Below are 17,799 nucleotides of genomic sequence, written 5' to 3'. Positions count from 1 at the left end.
TTGATTGTACGCCATTTCCCCGGACAGCGCAAGTTCACGGACGAACCTCGGGTGGTTCGGCTTGCGCTTCATCCTGGTTTCCCCTATACTCATGGGCCTATGAACCAGGACCAGGTGAAACAGCAGCTCCTCAGGTTGGAACCCGACGTGATCGATTTTACCGTGATCTTCTCCGGCAAACAGAGCAAGAAGGCCAACGGGGTCTACTATCCCGACAGGCGGGAGATCATCATCCACAATCGCAACTTCTCCAACGACAACGATCTCATGTACACCGCGATCCACGAGTTCGCCCACCACATCTACTACACCACCTCGCCGCTCCCGGTCACGAACAGGGCGCACACCCAGGAGTTCTGGACCCTCTTCCACGGTCTGCTCGAACGGGCGGAAGAGATGGGGATCTATCAGAACATCTTCGAACACAACGAGGAGTTCCAGCAGCTCACCGAGACGATCAAGAGGGACTATATCGGCGCCAACGGGAAGCTCATGAAGGATCTCGGTCGTCTTCTGGTTCGTGCCGAGTCCCTCTGTGAGAAGTACGGGGCTCGGTTCGAGGACTATGTGGAACGGGTCCTGGGACTCGGGAGGACCGTGGCCCATACCCTCATCAAGGCCTATTCCTACGACGTCTCTCCTGAGATAGGTTACGAGAACATGAAGACCGTGGTCTCCTTTGCGAAGCCCGAGGAGCGGAAGAGAGCCGAGGATGCCCTGCTCAAGGGGGTGCCCTCGCACGTGGTGAAGACCGAACTCCGGAAGGAGAAGGCGCCTCCCGATCCGCTCGAACGGTTGCAGCAGGAGAAGATGAGGATCGAGCGGACCATAGAGAACCTCTCCAGGCGGCTCGAGGAGATCAACGCCCTGCTCGAGCAGGCGATGGCCGAGGGAGGCTGAGGTCTGCGCTTGCGGAGGGGGCGGGGTTCTGTTATGGTGATCACATGGCCTACGAGTTCACTCGGTTCGAGGGACGGGACGTCCCCTACAAGGTGACGGTGTACGGACTTTCCACCTGCGGGTTCTGCCGGAGGGCGGTGGAGTTCCTCAAGGAGCACGAGATCCCCTTCGACTACCTGGAGGTCGACCTGCTCCCCAGGGAGGAGCGTCTGTCCCTGAAGGCCTCGCTCGCCAACGAGTTCGAGGTCCGGGTGGGGTTCCCCTTCCTGGTGGTGGAGTGGCCCGAGGGGCGGAGGGAGTTCAGGGTGGGATTCATCCGTGCCGATTGGGAGGATCTTCTCCTATGAGCGGAATTGAGGAGGCACGGCGTTTCGTGGAGCGGGCGGCCCGTAAGAGGGGGTGGGCGATCAATCCCGACGAGCGGTTCGTCTCCTTCCTGGTGGAGGGGCTCGCGAGGCAGAGGGACCGCCACGGCTACTACCTCTGCCCCTGCAGGGAGAGCTGGGAGGACAGGGAGAAGGACAGGGATGTGGTCTGTCCGTGCGTCTACGCCGAGGCGGACATCGCCGAGTACGGCCAGTGCTTCTGCGGCCTCTTCTTCTCCAGGGAGGCGGCCCGGGAGGGGAGGGAGGCGGGGAGCATCCCCGAACGCAGGCCGCCGGAGCGTTGTCCCTAGACGGCTTCGAGGATGGATCGAAGCTCTCTCACGAATGTCTCGATATCTTCCTCCCGGGTCGCGTACGAGGTCATGAGGCGGTGGATATCGTCTTCCCACTGATAGAAGGTGTAGTGAGCGAGGAGCCTCCGTGCCACCGGGGCGGGCAGCCGCGGGAAGACGGCGTTCGTCTCCACGGGGTAGGCGATGGTGATCCCGAGGGCTGCGAGTTCCCGTGCGAGGTGCTGGGCCCTGGTGTTGGCGGTACGGGCCAGGCCGAGCCACAGGTCGTCCTCGTAGAGGGCGAGGAACTGGGCGGCGATGAAGCGCATCTTCGGGGCGAGCTGCATGGTCTGTTTGAGGTGGAAGGGCATCTCCTTCGTGTCCACCCACAGGAGCACCGCCTCTCCGTACATGAGACCGCACTTCGCTCCCCCGAGTGAAAGGATGTCGACGCCGCACTCGGCGGTGAGTGCTCTAAGCGAGAGCCCCAGGGCCGCGGCGGCCTGGGGAAGCCGGGCCCCGTCGACGTGGAGGAGGAGGCCGTGCCTGTGGGTGAGGTCTGCGAGGGCCCGTATCTCATGGGGAAAGTAGAGCGTGCCGCGTTCCGTGGGTTGGGTGATGGAGACGATGGCGGGTTGGGATTCGTGTGGGTTCCCTGATGCGTGGAGGAAGGGTTCCACGTGCTCGGGGGTGAGCTTGCCGTCGGGGGTGACGACGGGGAGGATGCGGGCTCCGGTGGCCCGCTGGAGGGCTCCGCACTCGTGGGTATTGAGGTGGGCGATGTGGGATGTGATGACGGCGTGGTAGGGACGGAGGAAGGGCGCCATGCCCACCACGTTGGCCGCGGTGCCGGTGTGAAGGAAGAAGACGTGCCGCGCCCCTGTCTGTTCCCTGAGAAGGGATCGGGCTCGTGCCGAGAGGGGGTCCTCGCCGTAGGCGAGGGCGGGCCCCTCGTTTGCGGCGAGGAGTGCCTCCACGATCCTGGGATGGACGGGTGCGGTGTTGTCGCTCGCGAACAGGGAAGATTTCATACCGGGAGTATAGATCGTGATGGAGAGGCCTTCAAGGATGGAGAGGGGTTTTCTCGGACGATGCCATCGTGGTATAACCCATAGAAACGACGAGATCGACATCCGGAGTGGGCCATGGGAAAGACCGTTGCAGAGAAGATCTTCGACGCCCATCTGGTGGAGGAGCCCTATGAGGGCGTTCATGTCCTCTCCCTCGACAGGGTCTTCTGCCACGAGATCACCACACCCATCGCGATCAACGACCTCGTGGCGCGGGGCAAGGACCGGGTATTCGACCCCGCCAGGATCAAGGCAGTGATCGACCACGTCACCCCGGCGAAGGACTCGAAGACCGCGATCCAGGGAAAGATCCTGCGGGAATGGTCCCGGAGGCATGGGATCGAGTTCTTCGACATAGGGAGAAACGGGGTGTGCCACGCCCTCTTCCCGGAGCGGGGATTCGTCCGTCCCGGATTCACGGTGATCATGGGCGACTCCCACACCTGTACGCACGGCGCCTTCGGGGCCTTTGCCGCGGGTGTGGGTACCACCGACCTCGAGGTGGGGATCCTCAAAGGGGTATGCGCCTTCAAGAGACCGCGCACCATAAAGGTCGAGATCACCGGGAGGCTTAAACCCGGTGTCTTCGCGAAGGATGTGATCCTCTCCATCATCCACAGGCTCGGGGTGAACGGGGCCACTGATCGCATCATCGAGTTCGCAGGTCCGGTGGTGGAGGACTTCTCCATGGAGAGCCGGATGACGCTCTGCAACATGGCCGTGGAGGCAGGGGCCACTTCCGGGATCTGCTATCCCGACATGGTGACGGTGGAGTACCTCTGGCCGTTCATCGAGGACGAGTATCCGAACAAGGAGGCCGCCCTCGAGGACTTCGGGCGGTGGCGGCCGGACGAGGATGCCGAGTACGAGGAGGTGATCGTGCACGATGTCTCCGATCTCGAACCCCTCGTCACGTACGGGTACAAGCCCGACCTCGTGAAGCCGGTGCGCGAGATGGAAGGCACCAGGGTGGATCAGGTCTACATCGGAAGCTGCACCAACGGCCGGATAGAGGACCTCCGTATCGCAGCCCAGATCCTCAAAGGGAAGAAGATCGCCGACCATGTGCGTGGCATCGTCTCTCCTGCGAGCCCGGGGGCCTATGCCCAGGCGTTCAAGGAAGGTCTCCTCGAGATATTCATGGAGGCGGGCTTCTGTGTGACGAATCCCACGTGCGGGGCCTGTCTGGGGATGAGCAACGGGGTGCTCGCACCGGGAGAGGTGTGCGCCTCCACCACCAACCGGAACTTCAACGGGAGGATGGGGAAGGGGGGGATGGTCCACCTCATGAGTCCCGCCACCGCTGCGGCCACGGCGATCGCAGGGTACATCACCAATTCACCGCTCTTCAGGGAGGGATGAGATGGCCTACGGCTTTGGAGGAAAAGTCCTCTTTCTGGACAGGTCCGACATCAACACCGATGAGATCATCCCGGCACGGTATCTCACCGAGATCTCCAAGGAAGCCCTCGCGCCTTACCTCCTCGAGGATCTCAAACTGGAGGGGTTCGATCCGAAGCGGGATCTCGAGGGGGTGAAGGTGATCGTCACCAGGGAGAACTTCGGGTGCGGGTCCTCGAGGGAGCATGCGGTGTGGGCCCTGGAAGTGAACGGGATCACCACGGTGATCGCGGCCGGATTCGCCCGCATCTTCCGTCAGAACATGTTCAACTGCGGACTCCTCGCCATCACCCTCGCCCCTGAACTCATCGACGATCTCTTCAGGGAGTTCTCCGCCGGCGAGGCCCTCGCCACGATCGATCTCGCGAAGAGCGAGGTGACGATCAGAGGGGGGGAGAAGGAGAAGACCGTTCCGTTCGAGCTCGGGCCGTTCGAGCGGACCCTGGTCGAGGCGGGTGGTTGGGTCGAGTACGCCGATGCGCACTACTGAGGGGACTACACGTTGACCCTGAAGTAGACGACGTCTCCATCCTGTACGATGTAGTCCCGGCCCTCGAGGCGCAGCCTGCCGGCTTCCCGGATCTTCTGCTCGGAACCCAGCTCGAAGAGGTCGTCACACCGGTAGACCTCTGCGCGCACGAAGCCTTTCATGAAGTCGGTGTGGATGAGTCCGGCCGCCTCCTGGGCGGTGATGCCCTCCGGAAAGGGCCAGGCCCTCGCTTCTTTCTCCCCTGCGGTGAAGAAGGTGCGCAGCCCGAGGGTGTGGAAGGCCGCGCGGATGAGCACGTTGAGGGCCGGCTCCGACAGCCCTGCGTCTTCCAGGAAGGCCCGCCGCTCCTCCGGATCTTCCAGCATCGCGATCTCGGCCTCCAGCTTTCCGCAGAGGACCACCACGGCGGCCCCTTCGTTTTCCGCGATGTCCCTCACCGCCTTCACGTAGTCGTTCTCGGTATGGATCCCCTCTTCGTCCACATTACAGACGTAGATCTGCTTCTTGGCGGTCAGGAGGAAGAGGTCGGAGAGACGCTCCAGTTCCTCCTTCTCGATGCCCTGGGCTCTCACCGGGACGCCCTCGGAGAGCCGGGAGCCCACCCTCTGGAGGAGGGGGATCGCCTCTTCGGCCTGTTTCGCCTGGATCCTGTCGTGCGACTTCCGCTGTTTCTCGAGGCGGGCGAGACGTTTTTCCACGGTCTCGAGATCGGCGAGGCAGAGTTCCGTGGTGATCGTGGCGATGTCCTCGGCCGGATCCACCTTGCCGCTCACGTGGGCCACGTCGGGGTCCTCGAAACAACGCACCACGTGGGCGATGATACCCACCTGCCGGATATTGGCCAGGAACTGGTTGCCGAGCCCCTCCCCCTTCGATGCCCCCTTCACGAGACCTGCGATGTCGACGAACTCCATGGCGGCGGGTACCACCTTGCGGGGGTGTATGATCTCCGCGATCCTGTAGAGCCGGGGATCGGGCACTTCCACGATCCCCACATTGGGGTCGATGGTACAGAAGGGGTAGTTCGCGGCTTCGGCCGGCGCGGCGGTGAGGGCCGAAAAGATGGTCGACTTGCCCACATTGGGGAGTCCCACGATGCCACAGTTGAGTGCCATACGGGGAAGTATAACGAGAAGGTCCCCTCACGCAAAGGGGGATGGAAACTGGTTGCCTGGAGCCGGGGGATGGGATAGAATACACGGTGAGGAAGGTGGTGAATGGGAAAGACGCCGGCCGTCTCCACGGTGTACCCGCCCGCGTATGTGAGGCTCAAGGAACACGAGCGAGAGGCCTTCCTCTCCCAGCTCGGGACCTTCAGTCCGGTGGAACGGGAGCTCTTCCACTCCCTCTGCATGGGATGGCGACCCGAGATCCACTACGGACAGTTCGTGGAGCTCCAGAGCAGCCGGATGAAGCACGTGCGTCCCGAACTGGAGTCTCTGGTGGGCAAGTTGTATGCCCATGGGTACGCCCTCTTCGTGTTCACGCTGGAAGAGAATGCCCTTGTCCAGAAGTACATCGTGCTCACCGAGCAGCACGATCACCGCTTCTGCTACTATGTCGTCAGGAACACCATCTACGAGGCGGCTGCCGAGAGGAAGAGCATCCTCCCCACCGCCTCCTACTTCCAGGAGAAGGGGCTCGTTCTACCGGAGGAGGAGATCATCCCCCTCGAGCCCGATGCACTCCTCAAGGAGTATCTCGAGGAGAAGATCCCCCCTCTCCATGCCGTGAGCATCTCGCTCGACGGCAAGGCCCTCATCTATCTGGTGCCCGATGGCTTCACCGTGCTCCTCAACCACTGCCGGTCCATGGTCCAGCTCACCATGGAGAACACCAACGTGCTCGCGGAGTTCGCTCGGTTCAAGGGCACCTCGCTCGCAGCCGTTCGAAGTAGCCTCTCCTCCCGTTCCCCGCTCCTGTGGTTCGACGTGGTACGCTCCCTCGTGGAGTACGACGAGGTGATGGGGGAAAACAAGCGGGTCTACATCTCACCCGTGGTGTTCCTCGCGGCACGGATGCTCAGGACTGCCCTCGAGAATCAGATCGAAGACACGAAACGGAAGAAACAGGAGGAAGAGGAAAAGAAGAACGACTTCACCGCTATCTGCGAGCAGGTGAAGGAACAGTACCCTGAGCCGATCTCCGGGGAGACGCTTTCACGCCTTTTCTCCGTGCTCGAGAGGAAATACGGTGAACGGTTCGAGGAGGTCAAACGGGAGTTCCTGGAGGAGTATTCCACCATAAAGGACCCTGCGGACCTCCCCCCCCTCATCTTCATCGCCAAGAAGTACCTCCACCGGGACCGGTTCTACGGCTACGCCCTCGCACGCTTCGATTTCGTGGCCCGGCGTCTGGCAGAGGAGTACGTGGACCTCATGGAGGAGGTCTTGAGAACCGGCAACCGTGCGGGGCATACCGCCTTCCTCTCGCCCCAGCAGTTCGAAGACGACATACGGGAGCGGGTCTCCCACCTCGATCCGTTTCTCGCCGAGCTCCTGTCCCGCCCCCGACTCCTCGCCGAGGTGATCATCTACACCCTCAAGGATCAGGAAGGGGCCCGCGATGTCCAGCGCCTCAAGCGGGTGCTCGAGCGCTTCTTCTACCCCAATACCATGCGCTATCTCCCCCTGTCGAGGATGTTCGATCTCGACATGGAGATCATCTTCGAGAGGGCCTTCGGTCGTATGGGGATCTTCAGGCAATTGTGGTGGTACATCACCGGTCGGTATCGCACCTACAAGGAGCGCTTCGAAGGGTTCACCCCCCGCATGGTCTCCTTGGGCGCTCCCGCCCAGGAGAAGTCCCAGCTCACCATTCGTTCGCCTCGTTCGGCGACCGTTCCTCCCCCTCTTCCCGCGAGGAAAGGGAGGAGCGCCGTGCCTCCCTCCAGGGTGATCCGCCAGCGGCCGATGGGATCCCAGATCAAGGAGAAGAGGGCCTATTCGCCCAGAGAACAGGAACGGGTCTGGAACGAGTTTGCGAAGGCCTTGAGGGAGAGCGCCCGACAGAACAAATGAAGAGGGCCGCTCTGCGGCCCTCCCGGTATGGAGCCCGGTCTCATGGGTTCTCGGTGAGGAATCTCTCGAGGCGGGAGATATCGTCTTCGTCGAGGCTCACCTCGGGGGCATGGATGACCCCGTCCACCTGATCGGGCCGGCGCATCCCTACGATGGCCCCCGTGACAGCCGGGTGCCTGAGTACCCAGGCGATGGCCACCTCGCCGGGAGTGCACCCGTGTCTTTCCGCGATTTCCTTGAGGATCTCCACGAGTGCGAGGTTGCGGGAGAGTCTGGGCTCATTGAACTCGTCGGAATTCCTCCTCCAGTCGTCATCCGGAAGTCGGGCTATCCGTTCCCTGGTCATCTTCCCGGTGAGGAGCCCGGAACCCATGGGCGAGTACACGATCACCCCGATGCCATGTTCGGCGCAGTAGGGGAGGATCTCCTTTTCTATCTCTCTCCTGAGAAGTGAATAGGGGGGTTGGAGGCTCGTGATGGGTGCGATCCTCGCCGCCCGTTCCATCTGGGCGACCGAGAAGTTGGAGACCCCTATGTAACGGACCTTCCCCTTCTCCTTGAGTTCCGCGAGGGTCTCCCACGCCTCTTCTATGCGGTCGTCGGGGGTGGGCCAGTGGATCTGGTACAGATCGATGACATCCACCTTGAGACGTTGCAGACTCTCGTCGATCTCCTTGAGGATGGTCTTGCGGGAGATGTACTGGCGGGCATTGCCCGCCTCGTCCCAGATGATCCCGCACTTGGTGAAGATGTAGGGCCTGTCGGATCGCTCCTTGAGCGCCTTCCCTATCACCTCCTCCGAGACCCCGAGGCCGTAGGCCGGTGCGGTGTCGATCCAGTTGATTCCCATGTCCAGGGCCTTGTGGATGGTGGCGATGGAATCCCGCTCGTCCTGGGGGCCCCATCCCCACCTCCAACTCCCTCCTATGGCCCAGGCGCCGAGCCCTATACGGGTGATCTCCATGTCGGAGTTTCCCAAGCGTCTTTTCTCCATGCTCCCTCCTGTAGTGTCGTTTATTCAAAGATACTGATATTTCCTCTCGGTGGGACCTCCTAGGGGCTCCTCGGCGAGAGAGGGAAATAGTACCGGATCCCCAGTCCCGCGTTCGCGGCAAAGGTGGTGGCCGGAAGGAGGTCGAGTACCGGCGCCATCTCGAGGAAGAGCTCGAGCGGGATCCGGGCGAAGTAGTAGGAGAGTCCGAAGGGGAAACGGATGCCCACTCTGGGATCGTCTTTCAGTTCCACCCGGGGGCCTATGCCGTAGTGGAAGGTGAAGGAACCGTACTCCTCATCCATGGGGATGAGATGGTGTACGTGAAGGAGGTAGTCACCATGGAGGTAGAAGGAGCCCTCTCCCATGAACGACCACGAGGCCGCGAGGTCGAAGGCCATGATCTCGGAGACCCAGAGCTTCCCGCTCAGCCCTGTGGGCTCTCCCAGTATCACCCCCAGGCCAAGGCCCGATTCCTGTGCGGGAAGGAGCGAAGCGAAGAAGAGGATACCGCCTGCCAGGACGACCGATCTCTTCATGAGACCTCCCTGCTGTGCATATACCCCTATAGTGGAGAAAAAGGCCTCCCGTGACAAGGCCGTATCTTGTCCAGCCCGGTACGGTGATGGCAGAATCGTAAAGAGGAGGCCTCATGTCGCTGCCGTTTCTCGTCACCCCCTACTACCGCAGGCTCGCCGACGCCCACCCCGCCCTCGCCCGCCAAATCACCCCCTCGCCCCTCGAGGCCCGCACCCTCCCCTACGAGACGGCCGACCCCCTCGCCGATGCCGCCCACTCCCCCCTCCCCCGGCTCGTCCACCGCTACCCCGACCGCGCCCTCATCCTCGTCACCGATCGCTGCGCCGCCTACTGTCGCTTCTGCTTCAGGCGGCACTTCACCGCCTCCGGGGCGTCGTCCCTCACCCCCGGCCAGGAGCAGGCCATCCTCGCCTACCTTCGGGAACATCCCGAGGTGGAGGAGGTCCTCCTCTCGGGCGGAGACCCCCTCATGCTCCCCGACACCCGACTCGCCGCCCTCCTCTCCGGGCTCCGCGCCCTGCGTCCCGGGCTCGTCATCCGCCTGGGCACACGCATCCCGGTCGTCCTCCCCGCGCGGATCACCGCCCGGCTCGCCCGCATCCTCGCCGCCGCCCGGCCGCTCTGGGTCGTCACCCACTTCAACCACCCCGCCGAACTCACCCCAGAGGCCCACGCCGCCGTGGAGGCCCTCCTCACCTGCGGCCTCCCGGTCGTGAACCAGACCGTACTCCTCCGAGGCGTCAACGACCACGAGGAGACGCTTGCCGCCCTCTTCCGAGGCCTCCTCCGTTGGGGGGTGAAACCCTACTACCTCCTCCAGGGCGACCTCGCCGCAGGTACCTCGCACTTCCGCACCCCCCTCTCCCGCACCTTCGACCTCTACGACCGCCTCTCCTCCATGCTCTCCGGCCTCGCCCTCCCTGTCCTCGCCGTGGACCTCCCCGACGGTGGGGGCAAGGTACGCCTTCACCGCTCCTCGGTGGTACGGACCGACGAGACATGGTACTATCTCCAGGGGCCCGACGGCGGACTCTACCGCTACCCCCGCGAAGAACACCTGTACGAGCGAGAGGACGATCCTTCATGAGCGAACACACACGACCCCACCTCGTCTGGAAGGAACACAGCCGAACCCCTGTGTTCACCACCCCGGTCTTCACCGCCGTGAAATCGAGGAGGAGGGGGCCTCACGATCAGGAGGCGGACTTCTACCTCCTCGAGGTGCCCGACTGGGTGAACGTCGTGCCCCTCGTGCGCGACCCGCAGGGGAGGGAGTGCTTTCTCATGGTGTGGCAGTACCGTCACGGCATAGGAGATCTGTGCCTCGAGTTCCCCGGCGGGGTCATCGATCGCGGCGAGCAGCCGGAAGAGGCAGCTGCCCGCGAGCTCCGCGAGGAGACGGGCTATCGGGCGGGCACGCTCGTCCTCCTCGGACGAATCCGCCCCAACCCCGCATTCCTCGACAACTGGACCTACACCTTTCTCGCCACGGACCTCACCCTGGAGGGGGCCCAGCGGCTCGACGAGCACGAACACATCGATCCGGTCCTCATTCCCGTGGAAGAGGTGGAGCGGAGCATGGGAGACCCGCCGCTTCAGCATGCCCTCATGGTGGTGGCCCTCCACTGGTATCGCAGGTGGAAGGAGGAACGCCGTGGCTGACCTGCGCCTCTTCTTCTCTCTCGACCTCCCCGCCCGGCTCAAGGAGGCCCTCTCCCGGTATCAGCGCACCCTTCCCCGCTCCCTCTTCCGGCCCCTCAAGCCCGAAAACCTCCACATCACCCTCGCCTTCCTCGGGGATACCCCGGAGGAGGAGGTGCCTCACCTCTCCCGCCTCCTCATGGACCTCCCCCTCCCTTCCCGCCTTGTGCTCACCGCGGGCCGTCCCCTCGCCCTCCCCTCGCTCAGCCGCATCTCGGTCCTCACCCTCAAGGTGGGCAACCCCGGGGGTGGACTCGAGGACCTCGCCTCCTCCCTGCGCGAGGCCCTCCTGGACACGGGCCACTCCTTCGATCCCAAGCCCTTCAAGGCCCACCTCACCCTCGCCTACCTGCACAGATCCCTCTCCCCCGGGGAACGGGAGGAGGCGAGGGAGATCATCCTCTCCCTCCCTCCCTTCCGATTCGGCAGATTCTCCCCCGAGTCCATCACGCTCATGCAGAGCACCCTCACCCCGGCGGGTTCGATCTTCACCCCCCTCGCCACCCGGTCTTTTGGTGAGGAGGCCTGACACACTTCTTACCCCAGGCTCACACTCCTCTCATACGCTGCGGGCTACCCTCTGCCCAGGAGGTACGGATGAAGCTTCGCACCACCTTCGGTCTGCTTTCCTGGGGACTGGGAGGGCTCTCCTTCCTGCTGTGTCTCTCCCTGGCCCTCCTCGATCAGCGGATCTGGGAGGCCGGCGCCATGGAGACCTCGGCCTACCGGGCCTTCTCGCGCGTGGTGAGGCTCGCCTCGCTCACCGAGGCCCTCCTCTCCCCCGACCTCGTGAGCCCGCAGATGACCTTCAGGCAGTGGGGCAAGGCCCTCACCGAGGCAACCCGGGACCTCGAGGGGGTGCTCCCCGATCTGGACACGACGCTGGAGCAGGAGCTCGTGGCGCAGGTCTCCCGTTCCTGGGAGACCTATCGAACCTCCCTCCTCGAGCTCGAGAGGGTGTTCCCTCTCGGTGGCGTGGAGCCGGCCTACGTCATGACCACGAGAAGCACCCAGGCCGAGCTCCTCTACCGCTTCGACACCCTTCTCCATTCCCTCTCCTGGCGCGTGGAAGGTCTTCTCGCCGCAGGGACGAGGGTGAGACTCGCCCTCTTCGCGGTCCTCGTGGTCTTCCTGGCACTGAGCATCCTCCTCTCCCTCTCGGTGGGGGTACGGCTCGCACGACGCATCACCGCCCTCGAGCAGGTGCTCAGGGCGGTGCGCGGGCGCGACCTCACCCTGCGCCCCGCCGACCGTTCCCGCGACGAACTCGGGGAGATCTCCCGCCACCTCGCCGCCACGCTCGAAAGCCTCAGGGAGCTGGTCTACGACGCACAGGTGACCACCGGGAAGGTCGTCTCCCTCCACCACGTACTCTCAGAAGGGGAGGAGCGGACCCTCTCGATGCTCTCACAGATAGAACAGGAGCTTCCCACCCTCAGGGCCATGGCCGCGGCGCTCGAATCCCACTTCAGGGAGGTGGTGAAGCGGGTGGAGGAGATAGAGGCCCGGACCAGCGGCCTCTCGATGAACACCTCATCCCAGTACGAACACATCCGGAGGATCGAGGAGGTGGTGAGGGCCTCGCACGAGATCCTCACCCGTATGGAGGAGCGGGCCGGGGTGGAACGTCGACGGGTCGAGGAGGTGCGCAGGCTCCTGCAGGAGGGGGAGGAAACCTTTCTCTCGTCGAGATCCCTCGCTGAGGAAACCCACAGAGAACTCTCCGCGGTTCTGGAGGTGGTGGATGTCATAGACGACATCGCCCGGCAGACGGACATCCTCTCCATCAATGCGGCGATCGAGAGCGCCCATGCCGGGGCGGCGGGGAGGGGATTCGCGGTGGTTGCAGGGCAGATCAGGGCGCTCGCTGAAAAGGTGGGAGAGCACTCGTCGCAGATCAAGGACACCGTCTCCCGTCTCCTCGGTCGAATGGAAGAGACCACGTCGGCCGCACGTCGGGGGTACGACCTGTTCGAACGCATTGGAGACCGGGTGCGTGGACTCCTCGGGGCCCTCGAGTCCTTCTCTGAAGAGACCCAACGGGTGGCGTCTGAAATCGGGACGATACGCGCCGCTTCCGCTCGAGTGGAACAGGATTCACTGCAGGTGTCGGAAGGGGCCGGGATCATCGCTGCTCAGGCGCGGAGGATCCTTGAAGAGGTGAAGGACCTGGAACAGGCCTCCGTGGATCTCTCCCGGATTTCCCGGGAGACCGAACAGGCCCTCAGGGAGAGCCTCGACTCGTTCTCGCGCACCAGGGATGTGGTCGAGGAGACGAGATCCGCGGTGGAGGACCTCTCGCCCCTCCTCATGAGCTTCAGGGTGGCGGTCGACATGGACGAGGAGACGATCCCGGTGACCGCACTCTCCTGAAAAGGTTTGCTCTTTCCCTCCTTCCTCGCTATCTTATTAGGAGAGGATCCACACAAGGGAGGGCCTATGGCCAAGATAGAGATCGACTTCGACAAGGTGGCCGAGGACATCAAGAAGGCCACGAAGGTCTTCATGGAGGTGCTCGAGGAGAACCTCAAGACAGGGGCCGAGGAGGTCCAGCGTACCTTTTCCCACCTCCATGGAGAGGAGGCAGCGGACCGTCCCGATCTCAGATTTCCCAGGGTGGAGGGGCTCCTGTCCAACATCTATCTCACCGAGGAGAACACGCTGGTCCTCGAGTTCCTCGTCCCCGGGTGCGGCCAGGAGGACATCGATCTCGAGTTCAAGGGCGAATACCTCGTACTCTCGGTGGGCAAGAGGGAGGACGATCCCCGGAAGGAGAGGGCCTACTTCTATCGCAAGGGGTTTTCCCTCGGACAGCCGGTGGAAGCCCGCTACTACATCCCCTCCGACGTCTTCGATCATGACAGGGTGAAGGCCTTCTACCATCAGGGCATCCTCAGGGTCGAGGTTCCCATGGTGGCGCAGAAGGTGAAGCAGAAGAAGATCAAGATTGCCACTCCTGGTGAGGATCAAGCGTAGCGGACTCCCTGAACCCGTGGTATACTGGAACCGGTAATCTCTTTCCGAATAGAGGAGGTGAGCATGAAATCGAGCGTGAGGATGGGCCTCCTTTTCTTGGTACTCCTGCTTCTGGGCTCGTGTTCCACAGTGGGAAGCGCGCTGAGAGAGGGGATATCGGAGGGTATCGCACGCAGCATCGCAGGGTCCGAGGAAACCGGAGAGATGGAGGCCGAGGAAGAGCAGCCCGGGATGGTGATCGGCCCCCAGTGGTATGGTCTCGCTACGATGCAGGCACAGGTGGCCTTCGCCTACACCTTCAGCCTCGGAGGATACTGGCTGGGACAGCGGGAGTTCGCCCCCGGCGAGTGGGTATCGTTTCGTATTACCACCTCTGAGGGGGATGAACTTACCGCCCAGAGGGCCCTCCTCGTGCAGAGGGACGACGGGAAGGAGTGGTGGCGGGTGAGCTACGAGGTCGAGGGTGAGGAGTGGATCTTCGAAGGACTCGTGGACCCTGAGGCGGAGGAGCTCCTGAGACTCCTCGCGAGGGATCCCGAGGGAACCGAAGGCGAGGTTCCAGTGGAGAAGGGGACGTGGGTCCAGGTGGGCACTGTGGAGCTCACCGAAGAGAGTATCGAGGGCGCAGTGGTAGGAACGGAACGGATCACCGTCTCCGCAGGGACTTTCACGGCGCGGCACCTCAGGTACACGGTTCCGGGCAGGGATGTGAGCGACTGGTGGCTCGTGGAGAGCGTGCCGGGCGGAGTGGTGAAGTGGACGGGCACCACCGGTGACGGTGAGCGGGTGACCTGTGAGCTTCTCGATTACGGGACGGATGCAAGACCGCTCCTCGTGAAGGCACTGGAGTAGGCGTGCCCCGGTGGGAAGCACCCATCGAAAGCGACATCCCCGGAGAGAGCGAGGGCGCCGCGTGCTGCGGCGCCCGACCGATGGATCGGATCACTTCGTGTAGACTCTGTTGTAGGCGCTCAGGAGGGCGTGGATGCTCGCGGCGATGGTGTCGGTGTGACGACCTGCGCCCCAGTAGTCCCGTCCATCCCTCGTGATCCGGATATAGGCCACCGCCTCGGTGTCCGAACCTTTGCCCAGTGCCTGTTCGTGGTAGTCGGTGATCTCGAAATCGTTCCACCCCTGGCCCTTCATCGCGTGGACAAAGGCGTCGATGGGGCCGTTCCCGGTCCCGGTGAGGACCTTCTCCTCGCCTCGTTCCTTCACCCGGGCGGTGATCTGGACGGTCTTCCCCTCGGTCTCGATCCTGTAGGATACCAGGTCGTATGGATCGGAGAGATTGAGGAAGTGCTTTTCGAAGACCTCGTAGACCTCCTGAGGGGAGAGCTCCCGTACGAGGGCGTCGGAGACCTCGTTCACCTTTTTCCCCACCTCGGGGTGCATGCCTTTGGGGATCTCGAGGCCGAACTCCTCCTGGAGCACGTAGGAGACCCCGCCCTTCCCGCTCTGGCTGTTGATGCGGATGATGGCCTTGTAGCTCCGGCCTATGTCCATAGGATCGATGGGAAGGTAGGGGACCTCCCAGTAGTCCTTCTTCTCGGTCTTGAGGAGGTCCATGGCCTTCTTGATGGCGTCCTGGTGCGAACCGGAGAAGGCGGTGAAGACGAGATCCCCTGCATAGGGGTGCCTCGGGTGGATGGTCATGCCGGTACAGCGCTCGTACACACTCCGGATCCGAGGCAGGTCCGAGAGGTCGAGGCCCGGATCCACTCCCTCCGCGTACATGTTGAGGGCGACCGCCACGATGTCGAGGTTCCCGGTTCGCTCGCCGTTACCGAAGAGGGTGCCTTCCACCCGTTCGGCACCGGCCAGGAGGGCGAGTTCGGTGGCCGCGACACCGGTGCCACGGTCGTTGTGGGTGTGTACGCTGATGATCACCTCGTCCCGCCTCGAGAAGTTCCGGCAGAACCACTCGATCTGGTCGGCGTAGACATTGGGCGTGGAGCCCTCCACCGTGGCGGGGAGGTTGAGGATCACCTTGCCGCCCGTCTCCTTTGGATTCCATGCCTCCACCACGGCCTCGCATACCTCCAGGGCGAACTCGGGTTCGGTCATGTTGAAGGCTTCTGGAGAGAACTCGTAGACCACCTCACTACCGGCGAGGCGGGGGAGGAGGGACTTCATGTAGAGGGTGCCGTCCACTGCAATCTTCTTCACCTCTTCTTTAGAACGTTTGAAGACGATGGTCCTGTGCATCACCGAGGTCGCTACGTACATGTGGAGAATGACCTTCTTCGCCCCCTGCACGGCCTCCACGGTACGATCGATGAGGTGGGGGCGTGCCTGGGTAAGGACCTGGATGTACACATCGTCGGGGATGAGGTGTTCCTCTATGAGTTGGCGGGTGAAGTCGTACTCTATCTGGGAGGCGGAGGGGAAGCCGACTTCGATCTCCTTGAACCCCGTGTCACAGAGGAGCTTGAAGAACTCGAGCTTCTGGTCCACGTTCATGGGGACAGGGAGGGCTTGGTTGCCGTCACGCAGGTCGACGCTGCACCATGCAGGTGGAGCGGTGATGTGCTTGTCGGGCCACGTCCTGTCGGGGAGAGAGACCCGGAAGGGGAAGGGCCGGTACTTGTGTGCGTTCTTCATATCCGTCTCCTTTGAATGTGGTATGATGAAAAAAGCCCGCTGCACTGGAAGGTGCAGCGGGCTTTTCCGAACCCCGTGTCCTCACGCGGGTTCCGGGCCCCCTGCACCGCGGGTGCCGAGAAGGAGGAGAAGGCTAAGGAGGAGGCCGAGGATCCGCGAGAGTCCCGAGTTCATCATATGAGTAATGTACCCCATTCAGGAGAAATGTCAACCCCTGGCCGAATGTTCTGATTCGTATCTCGTACACATTCCATGTTATTCCACATAGAGGACCAGTCCCTTGAGGTACTCGCTCTCGGGTTGGTAGATGTTCACCGGGTGGTCGGGCGGCTGGTGGAGGGTACCGATGATGGTGACTCTGCGGCCCACGTCGATGGCTGCGGCGCGCACTGCGCCCACGAAGTGGGGGAGTTCGACCACCTGGCTGCAGGAAAAGGTGATCATGATCCCCCCGGGTCTGACGGTCCTGAGGGCGTGTTTGTTGAGGTGTTTGTAGGCGATGATGGCCTTGTGCCGGTGCTGTACGTGTTTCGCGAAGGCGGGGGGATCGAGGATGATGAGGTCGTACTCGTGGCCGTGTTCCTTGAGGTAGGGGAGCACCTCGGCGCAGATCGAGGTATGGCGTCCGGAGGGGAGGTCGTTGAGCGCGAGGTTGCGTTCGAGGAGTGTGAGGGCCTTGTCCGATCGGTCCACCGATGTGACGTGGACCGCTCCCCCGGCGAGGGCGTTGAGGGTGAAGCCTCCTGTGTAGGAGAAACCGTTGAGCACGCGTCTTCCTTCGGCGAGCCGTGCCACGAGGGCGCGGTTGTCCCTCTGGTCGAGGTAGAAGCCGGTCTTCTGCCCCTCTTCCCAGTCCACCAGGAAGCGGAGCCCGTGCTCACGGATCTCCCAGGGGAGGGAGAGATCCCCGTTCCGGTAGAGGTAGCCGTTCTCCATCTCGTAGGAGGGGGGGAGGGTGGCCCTGCTCTTGTCGTAGACGGCCTTGAGGTGGTGCCCGTAGAGGGTCCGCAGGGCTTCCACGATGGATTCCCGGTGCCGGTGCACCCCTATGGAGTGGGTCTGGAATACCACCACACCGTCGTAGTAGTCGAGGATGAGGCCGGGGAGGTCGTCGCCTCCGCCGTGTACGAGTCGGTAGGCGGTGGTCTCCGGGGAGTCGGTGAGCCCGAGGGCGCGGCGTCTGGCGAAGGCGGCCTCGAGGCGGCGGTGCCAGAACGATGCGTCGATCTCCTCCTCGTCGAAGGAGAGGATGCGTACCGCGATGTTCCCGCCTTCGTGGGTGCCGATGCCGAGGTAATGCCCTTCCTCGCTGCGGAGGGTGACGATGTCGCCGGGTGCAGGGTCTCCTTCGGTTCGTGCGACCGCGCCGGAGAAGACCCAGGGGTGGCGCCTGCGGATCGAATCGAGTCTGGAGCTTCGTATGATCACGGAAGGATGCATCATGCGGT

General features: G+C 63.1%; 18 protein-coding genes. 12 read left to right on the top strand and 6 right to left on the bottom strand.

Annotated features, from left to right (window positions below):
- Positions 1-99 precede the first annotated feature (99 nt).
- From STHERM_RS10465 to STHERM_RS10455, 3 genes are read left to right on the top strand one after another with little or no spacing between them, the layout of a single operon-like run.
- A complete protein-coding gene (locus STHERM_RS10465; protein WP_013314863.1) occupies positions 100-900 on the top strand; it encodes a hypothetical protein in 801 nt (266 codons plus the stop codon).
- A gap of 44 nt (positions 901-944) precedes the next feature.
- A complete protein-coding gene (locus STHERM_RS10460; protein WP_013314862.1) occupies positions 945-1,247 on the top strand; it encodes a glutaredoxin family protein in 303 nt (100 codons plus the stop codon).
- Entirely contained in the window at positions 1,244-1,576 is a 333-nt protein-coding gene (locus STHERM_RS10455; protein WP_013314861.1) for a ferredoxin-thioredoxin reductase catalytic domain-containing protein, read from the top strand. The genes STHERM_RS10460 and STHERM_RS10455 overlap by 4 nt, the downstream gene beginning before the upstream one ends.
- Here the strand turns inward: STHERM_RS10455 and STHERM_RS10450 are convergent.
- Complete coding sequence (locus tag STHERM_RS10450; RefSeq protein WP_041623628.1) at positions 1,573-2,589, bottom strand: threonine aldolase family protein; 1,017 nt, start codon at positions 2,587-2,589, stop codon at positions 1,573-1,575. The genes STHERM_RS10455 and STHERM_RS10450 overlap by 4 nt on opposite strands.
- Before the next feature lie 114 nt (positions 2,590-2,703).
- Here STHERM_RS10450 and STHERM_RS10445 point away from each other — a divergent pair, with 114 nt between their 5' ends.
- Together STHERM_RS10445 and STHERM_RS10440 are read left to right on the top strand one after the other, a co-directional pair.
- Positions 2,704-3,990, top strand: a complete 1,287-nt coding sequence (locus tag STHERM_RS10445; protein ID WP_013314859.1) for a 3-isopropylmalate dehydratase large subunit — start codon at positions 2,704-2,706, stop codon at positions 3,988-3,990.
- Position 3,991: 1 nt separating this feature from the next.
- Positions 3,992-4,519, top strand: coding sequence for a 3-isopropylmalate dehydratase small subunit (locus STHERM_RS10440; protein ID WP_013314858.1), 528 nt, complete (start codon positions 3,992-3,994; stop codon positions 4,517-4,519).
- A gap of 5 nt (positions 4,520-4,524) precedes the next feature.
- Here STHERM_RS10440 and ychF read toward each other — a convergent pair whose 3' ends face one another.
- Complete coding sequence (gene ychF / locus STHERM_RS10435) at positions 4,525-5,634, bottom strand: redox-regulated ATPase YchF (protein ID WP_013314857.1); 1,110 nt, start codon at positions 5,632-5,634, stop codon at positions 4,525-4,527.
- 102 nt (positions 5,635-5,736) lie between these two features.
- Between ychF and STHERM_RS10430 the strand changes: the two genes are divergently transcribed.
- Positions 5,737-7,539, top strand: a complete 1,803-nt coding sequence (locus STHERM_RS10430) for a hypothetical protein (protein ID WP_013314856.1) — start codon at positions 5,737-5,739, stop codon at positions 7,537-7,539.
- A 40-nt stretch (positions 7,540-7,579) separates the two neighbouring features.
- Here the strand turns inward: STHERM_RS10430 and STHERM_RS10425 are convergent, their stop codons facing one another.
- Both STHERM_RS10425 and STHERM_RS10420 read right to left on the bottom strand, forming a co-directional pair.
- Complete coding sequence (locus STHERM_RS10425; RefSeq protein WP_013314855.1) at positions 7,580-8,533, bottom strand: aldo/keto reductase; 954 nt, start codon at positions 8,531-8,533, stop codon at positions 7,580-7,582.
- A 59-nt stretch (positions 8,534-8,592) separates the two neighbouring features.
- A complete protein-coding gene (locus STHERM_RS10420) occupies positions 8,593-9,069 on the bottom strand; it encodes a hypothetical protein (protein WP_013314854.1) in 477 nt (158 codons plus the stop codon).
- Positions 9,070-9,182: 113 nt separating this feature from the next.
- Between STHERM_RS10420 and STHERM_RS10415 the strand changes: the two genes are divergently transcribed.
- From STHERM_RS10415 to STHERM_RS10390, 6 genes are all read left to right on the top strand, one after another.
- Positions 9,183-10,157 (top strand): KamA family radical SAM protein, encoded by a 975-nt coding sequence (locus STHERM_RS10415; RefSeq protein WP_013314853.1) that lies wholly within the window; start codon positions 9,183-9,185, stop codon positions 10,155-10,157.
- Complete coding sequence (locus STHERM_RS10410) at positions 10,154-10,732, top strand: NUDIX hydrolase (protein ID WP_013314852.1); 579 nt, start codon at positions 10,154-10,156, stop codon at positions 10,730-10,732. The genes STHERM_RS10415 and STHERM_RS10410 overlap by 4 nt, the downstream gene beginning before the upstream one ends.
- On the top strand, positions 10,725-11,300 hold the full coding sequence (thpR, locus tag STHERM_RS10405; RefSeq protein WP_041623626.1) for an RNA 2',3'-cyclic phosphodiesterase: 576 nt from the start codon (positions 10,725-10,727) through the stop codon (positions 11,298-11,300). Before STHERM_RS10410 ends, thpR begins: the two co-directional genes overlap by 8 nt.
- Before the next feature lie 68 nt (positions 11,301-11,368).
- Positions 11,369-13,144 (top strand): methyl-accepting chemotaxis protein, encoded by a 1,776-nt coding sequence (locus STHERM_RS10400; RefSeq protein WP_013314850.1) that lies wholly within the window; start codon positions 11,369-11,371, stop codon positions 13,142-13,144.
- Positions 13,145-13,210: 66 nt separating this feature from the next.
- Entirely contained in the window at positions 13,211-13,747 is a 537-nt protein-coding gene (locus STHERM_RS10395; protein ID WP_013314849.1) for an Hsp20/alpha crystallin family protein, read from the top strand.
- A gap of 63 nt (positions 13,748-13,810) precedes the next feature.
- Complete coding sequence (locus STHERM_RS10390) at positions 13,811-14,599, top strand: hypothetical protein (RefSeq protein WP_013314848.1); 789 nt, start codon at positions 13,811-13,813, stop codon at positions 14,597-14,599.
- A 90-nt stretch (positions 14,600-14,689) separates the two neighbouring features.
- Here STHERM_RS10390 and leuA read toward each other — a convergent pair whose 3' ends face one another.
- Both leuA and STHERM_RS10380 read right to left on the bottom strand, forming a co-directional pair.
- On the bottom strand, positions 14,690-16,351 hold the full coding sequence (gene leuA / locus STHERM_RS10385) for a 2-isopropylmalate synthase (protein ID WP_013314847.1): 1,662 nt from the start codon (positions 16,349-16,351) through the stop codon (positions 14,690-14,692).
- Between the two features lie 255 nt (positions 16,352-16,606).
- Positions 16,607-17,794, bottom strand: coding sequence for a class I SAM-dependent rRNA methyltransferase (locus STHERM_RS10380; protein WP_013314846.1), 1,188 nt, complete (start codon positions 17,792-17,794; stop codon positions 16,607-16,609).
- Positions 17,795-17,799 lie beyond the last annotated feature (5 nt).

It is taken from the genome of Spirochaeta thermophila DSM 6192 (genome assembly GCF_000147075.1).
GTDB classification, from domain to species: Bacteria; Spirochaetota; Spirochaetia; order Winmispirales; family Winmispiraceae; genus Winmispira; species Winmispira thermophila_A.
Note: the sequence above shows the minus strand (reverse complement) of the source record. Positions and strands in the feature narration are given on the sequence as shown.

Excerpts from the sequence above, each read along its gene's own strand:
- STHERM_RS10465 (WP_013314863.1), top strand. The coding sequence starts at position 100 with ATGAACCAGGACCAGGTGAAACAGCAGCTCCTCAGGTTGGAACCCGAC.
- STHERM_RS10460 (WP_013314862.1), top strand. The coding sequence starts at position 945 with ATGGCCTACGAGTTCACTCGGTTCGAGGGACGGGACGTCCCCTACAAG.
- STHERM_RS10455 (WP_013314861.1), top strand. The coding sequence starts at position 1,244 with ATGAGCGGAATTGAGGAGGCACGGCGTTTCGTGGAGCGGGCGGCCCGT.
- STHERM_RS10450 (WP_041623628.1), bottom strand. The coding sequence starts at position 2,589 with ATGAAATCTTCCCTGTTCGCGAGCGACAACACCGCACCCGTCCATCCC.
- STHERM_RS10445 (WP_013314859.1), top strand. The coding sequence starts at position 2,704 with ATGGGAAAGACCGTTGCAGAGAAGATCTTCGACGCCCATCTGGTGGAG.
- STHERM_RS10440 (WP_013314858.1), top strand. The coding sequence starts at position 3,992 with ATGGCCTACGGCTTTGGAGGAAAAGTCCTCTTTCTGGACAGGTCCGAC.
- ychF (WP_013314857.1), bottom strand. The coding sequence starts at position 5,634 with ATGGCACTCAACTGTGGCATCGTGGGACTCCCCAATGTGGGCAAGTCG.
- STHERM_RS10430 (WP_013314856.1), top strand. The coding sequence starts at position 5,737 with ATGGGAAAGACGCCGGCCGTCTCCACGGTGTACCCGCCCGCGTATGTG.
- STHERM_RS10425 (WP_013314855.1), bottom strand. The coding sequence starts at position 8,533 with ATGGAGAAAAGACGCTTGGGAAACTCCGACATGGAGATCACCCGTATA.
- STHERM_RS10420 (WP_013314854.1), bottom strand. The coding sequence starts at position 9,069 with ATGAAGAGATCGGTCGTCCTGGCAGGCGGTATCCTCTTCTTCGCTTCG.
- STHERM_RS10415 (WP_013314853.1), top strand. The coding sequence starts at position 9,183 with ATGTCGCTGCCGTTTCTCGTCACCCCCTACTACCGCAGGCTCGCCGAC.
- STHERM_RS10410 (WP_013314852.1), top strand. The coding sequence starts at position 10,154 with ATGAGCGAACACACACGACCCCACCTCGTCTGGAAGGAACACAGCCGA.
- STHERM_RS10400 (WP_013314850.1), top strand. The coding sequence starts at position 11,369 with ATGAAGCTTCGCACCACCTTCGGTCTGCTTTCCTGGGGACTGGGAGGG.
- STHERM_RS10395 (WP_013314849.1), top strand. The coding sequence starts at position 13,211 with ATGGCCAAGATAGAGATCGACTTCGACAAGGTGGCCGAGGACATCAAG.
- STHERM_RS10390 (WP_013314848.1), top strand. The coding sequence starts at position 13,811 with ATGAAATCGAGCGTGAGGATGGGCCTCCTTTTCTTGGTACTCCTGCTT.
- leuA (WP_013314847.1), bottom strand. The coding sequence starts at position 16,351 with ATGAAGAACGCACACAAGTACCGGCCCTTCCCCTTCCGGGTCTCTCTC.
- STHERM_RS10380 (WP_013314846.1), bottom strand. The coding sequence starts at position 17,794 with ATGATGCATCCTTCCGTGATCATACGAAGCTCCAGACTCGATTCGATC.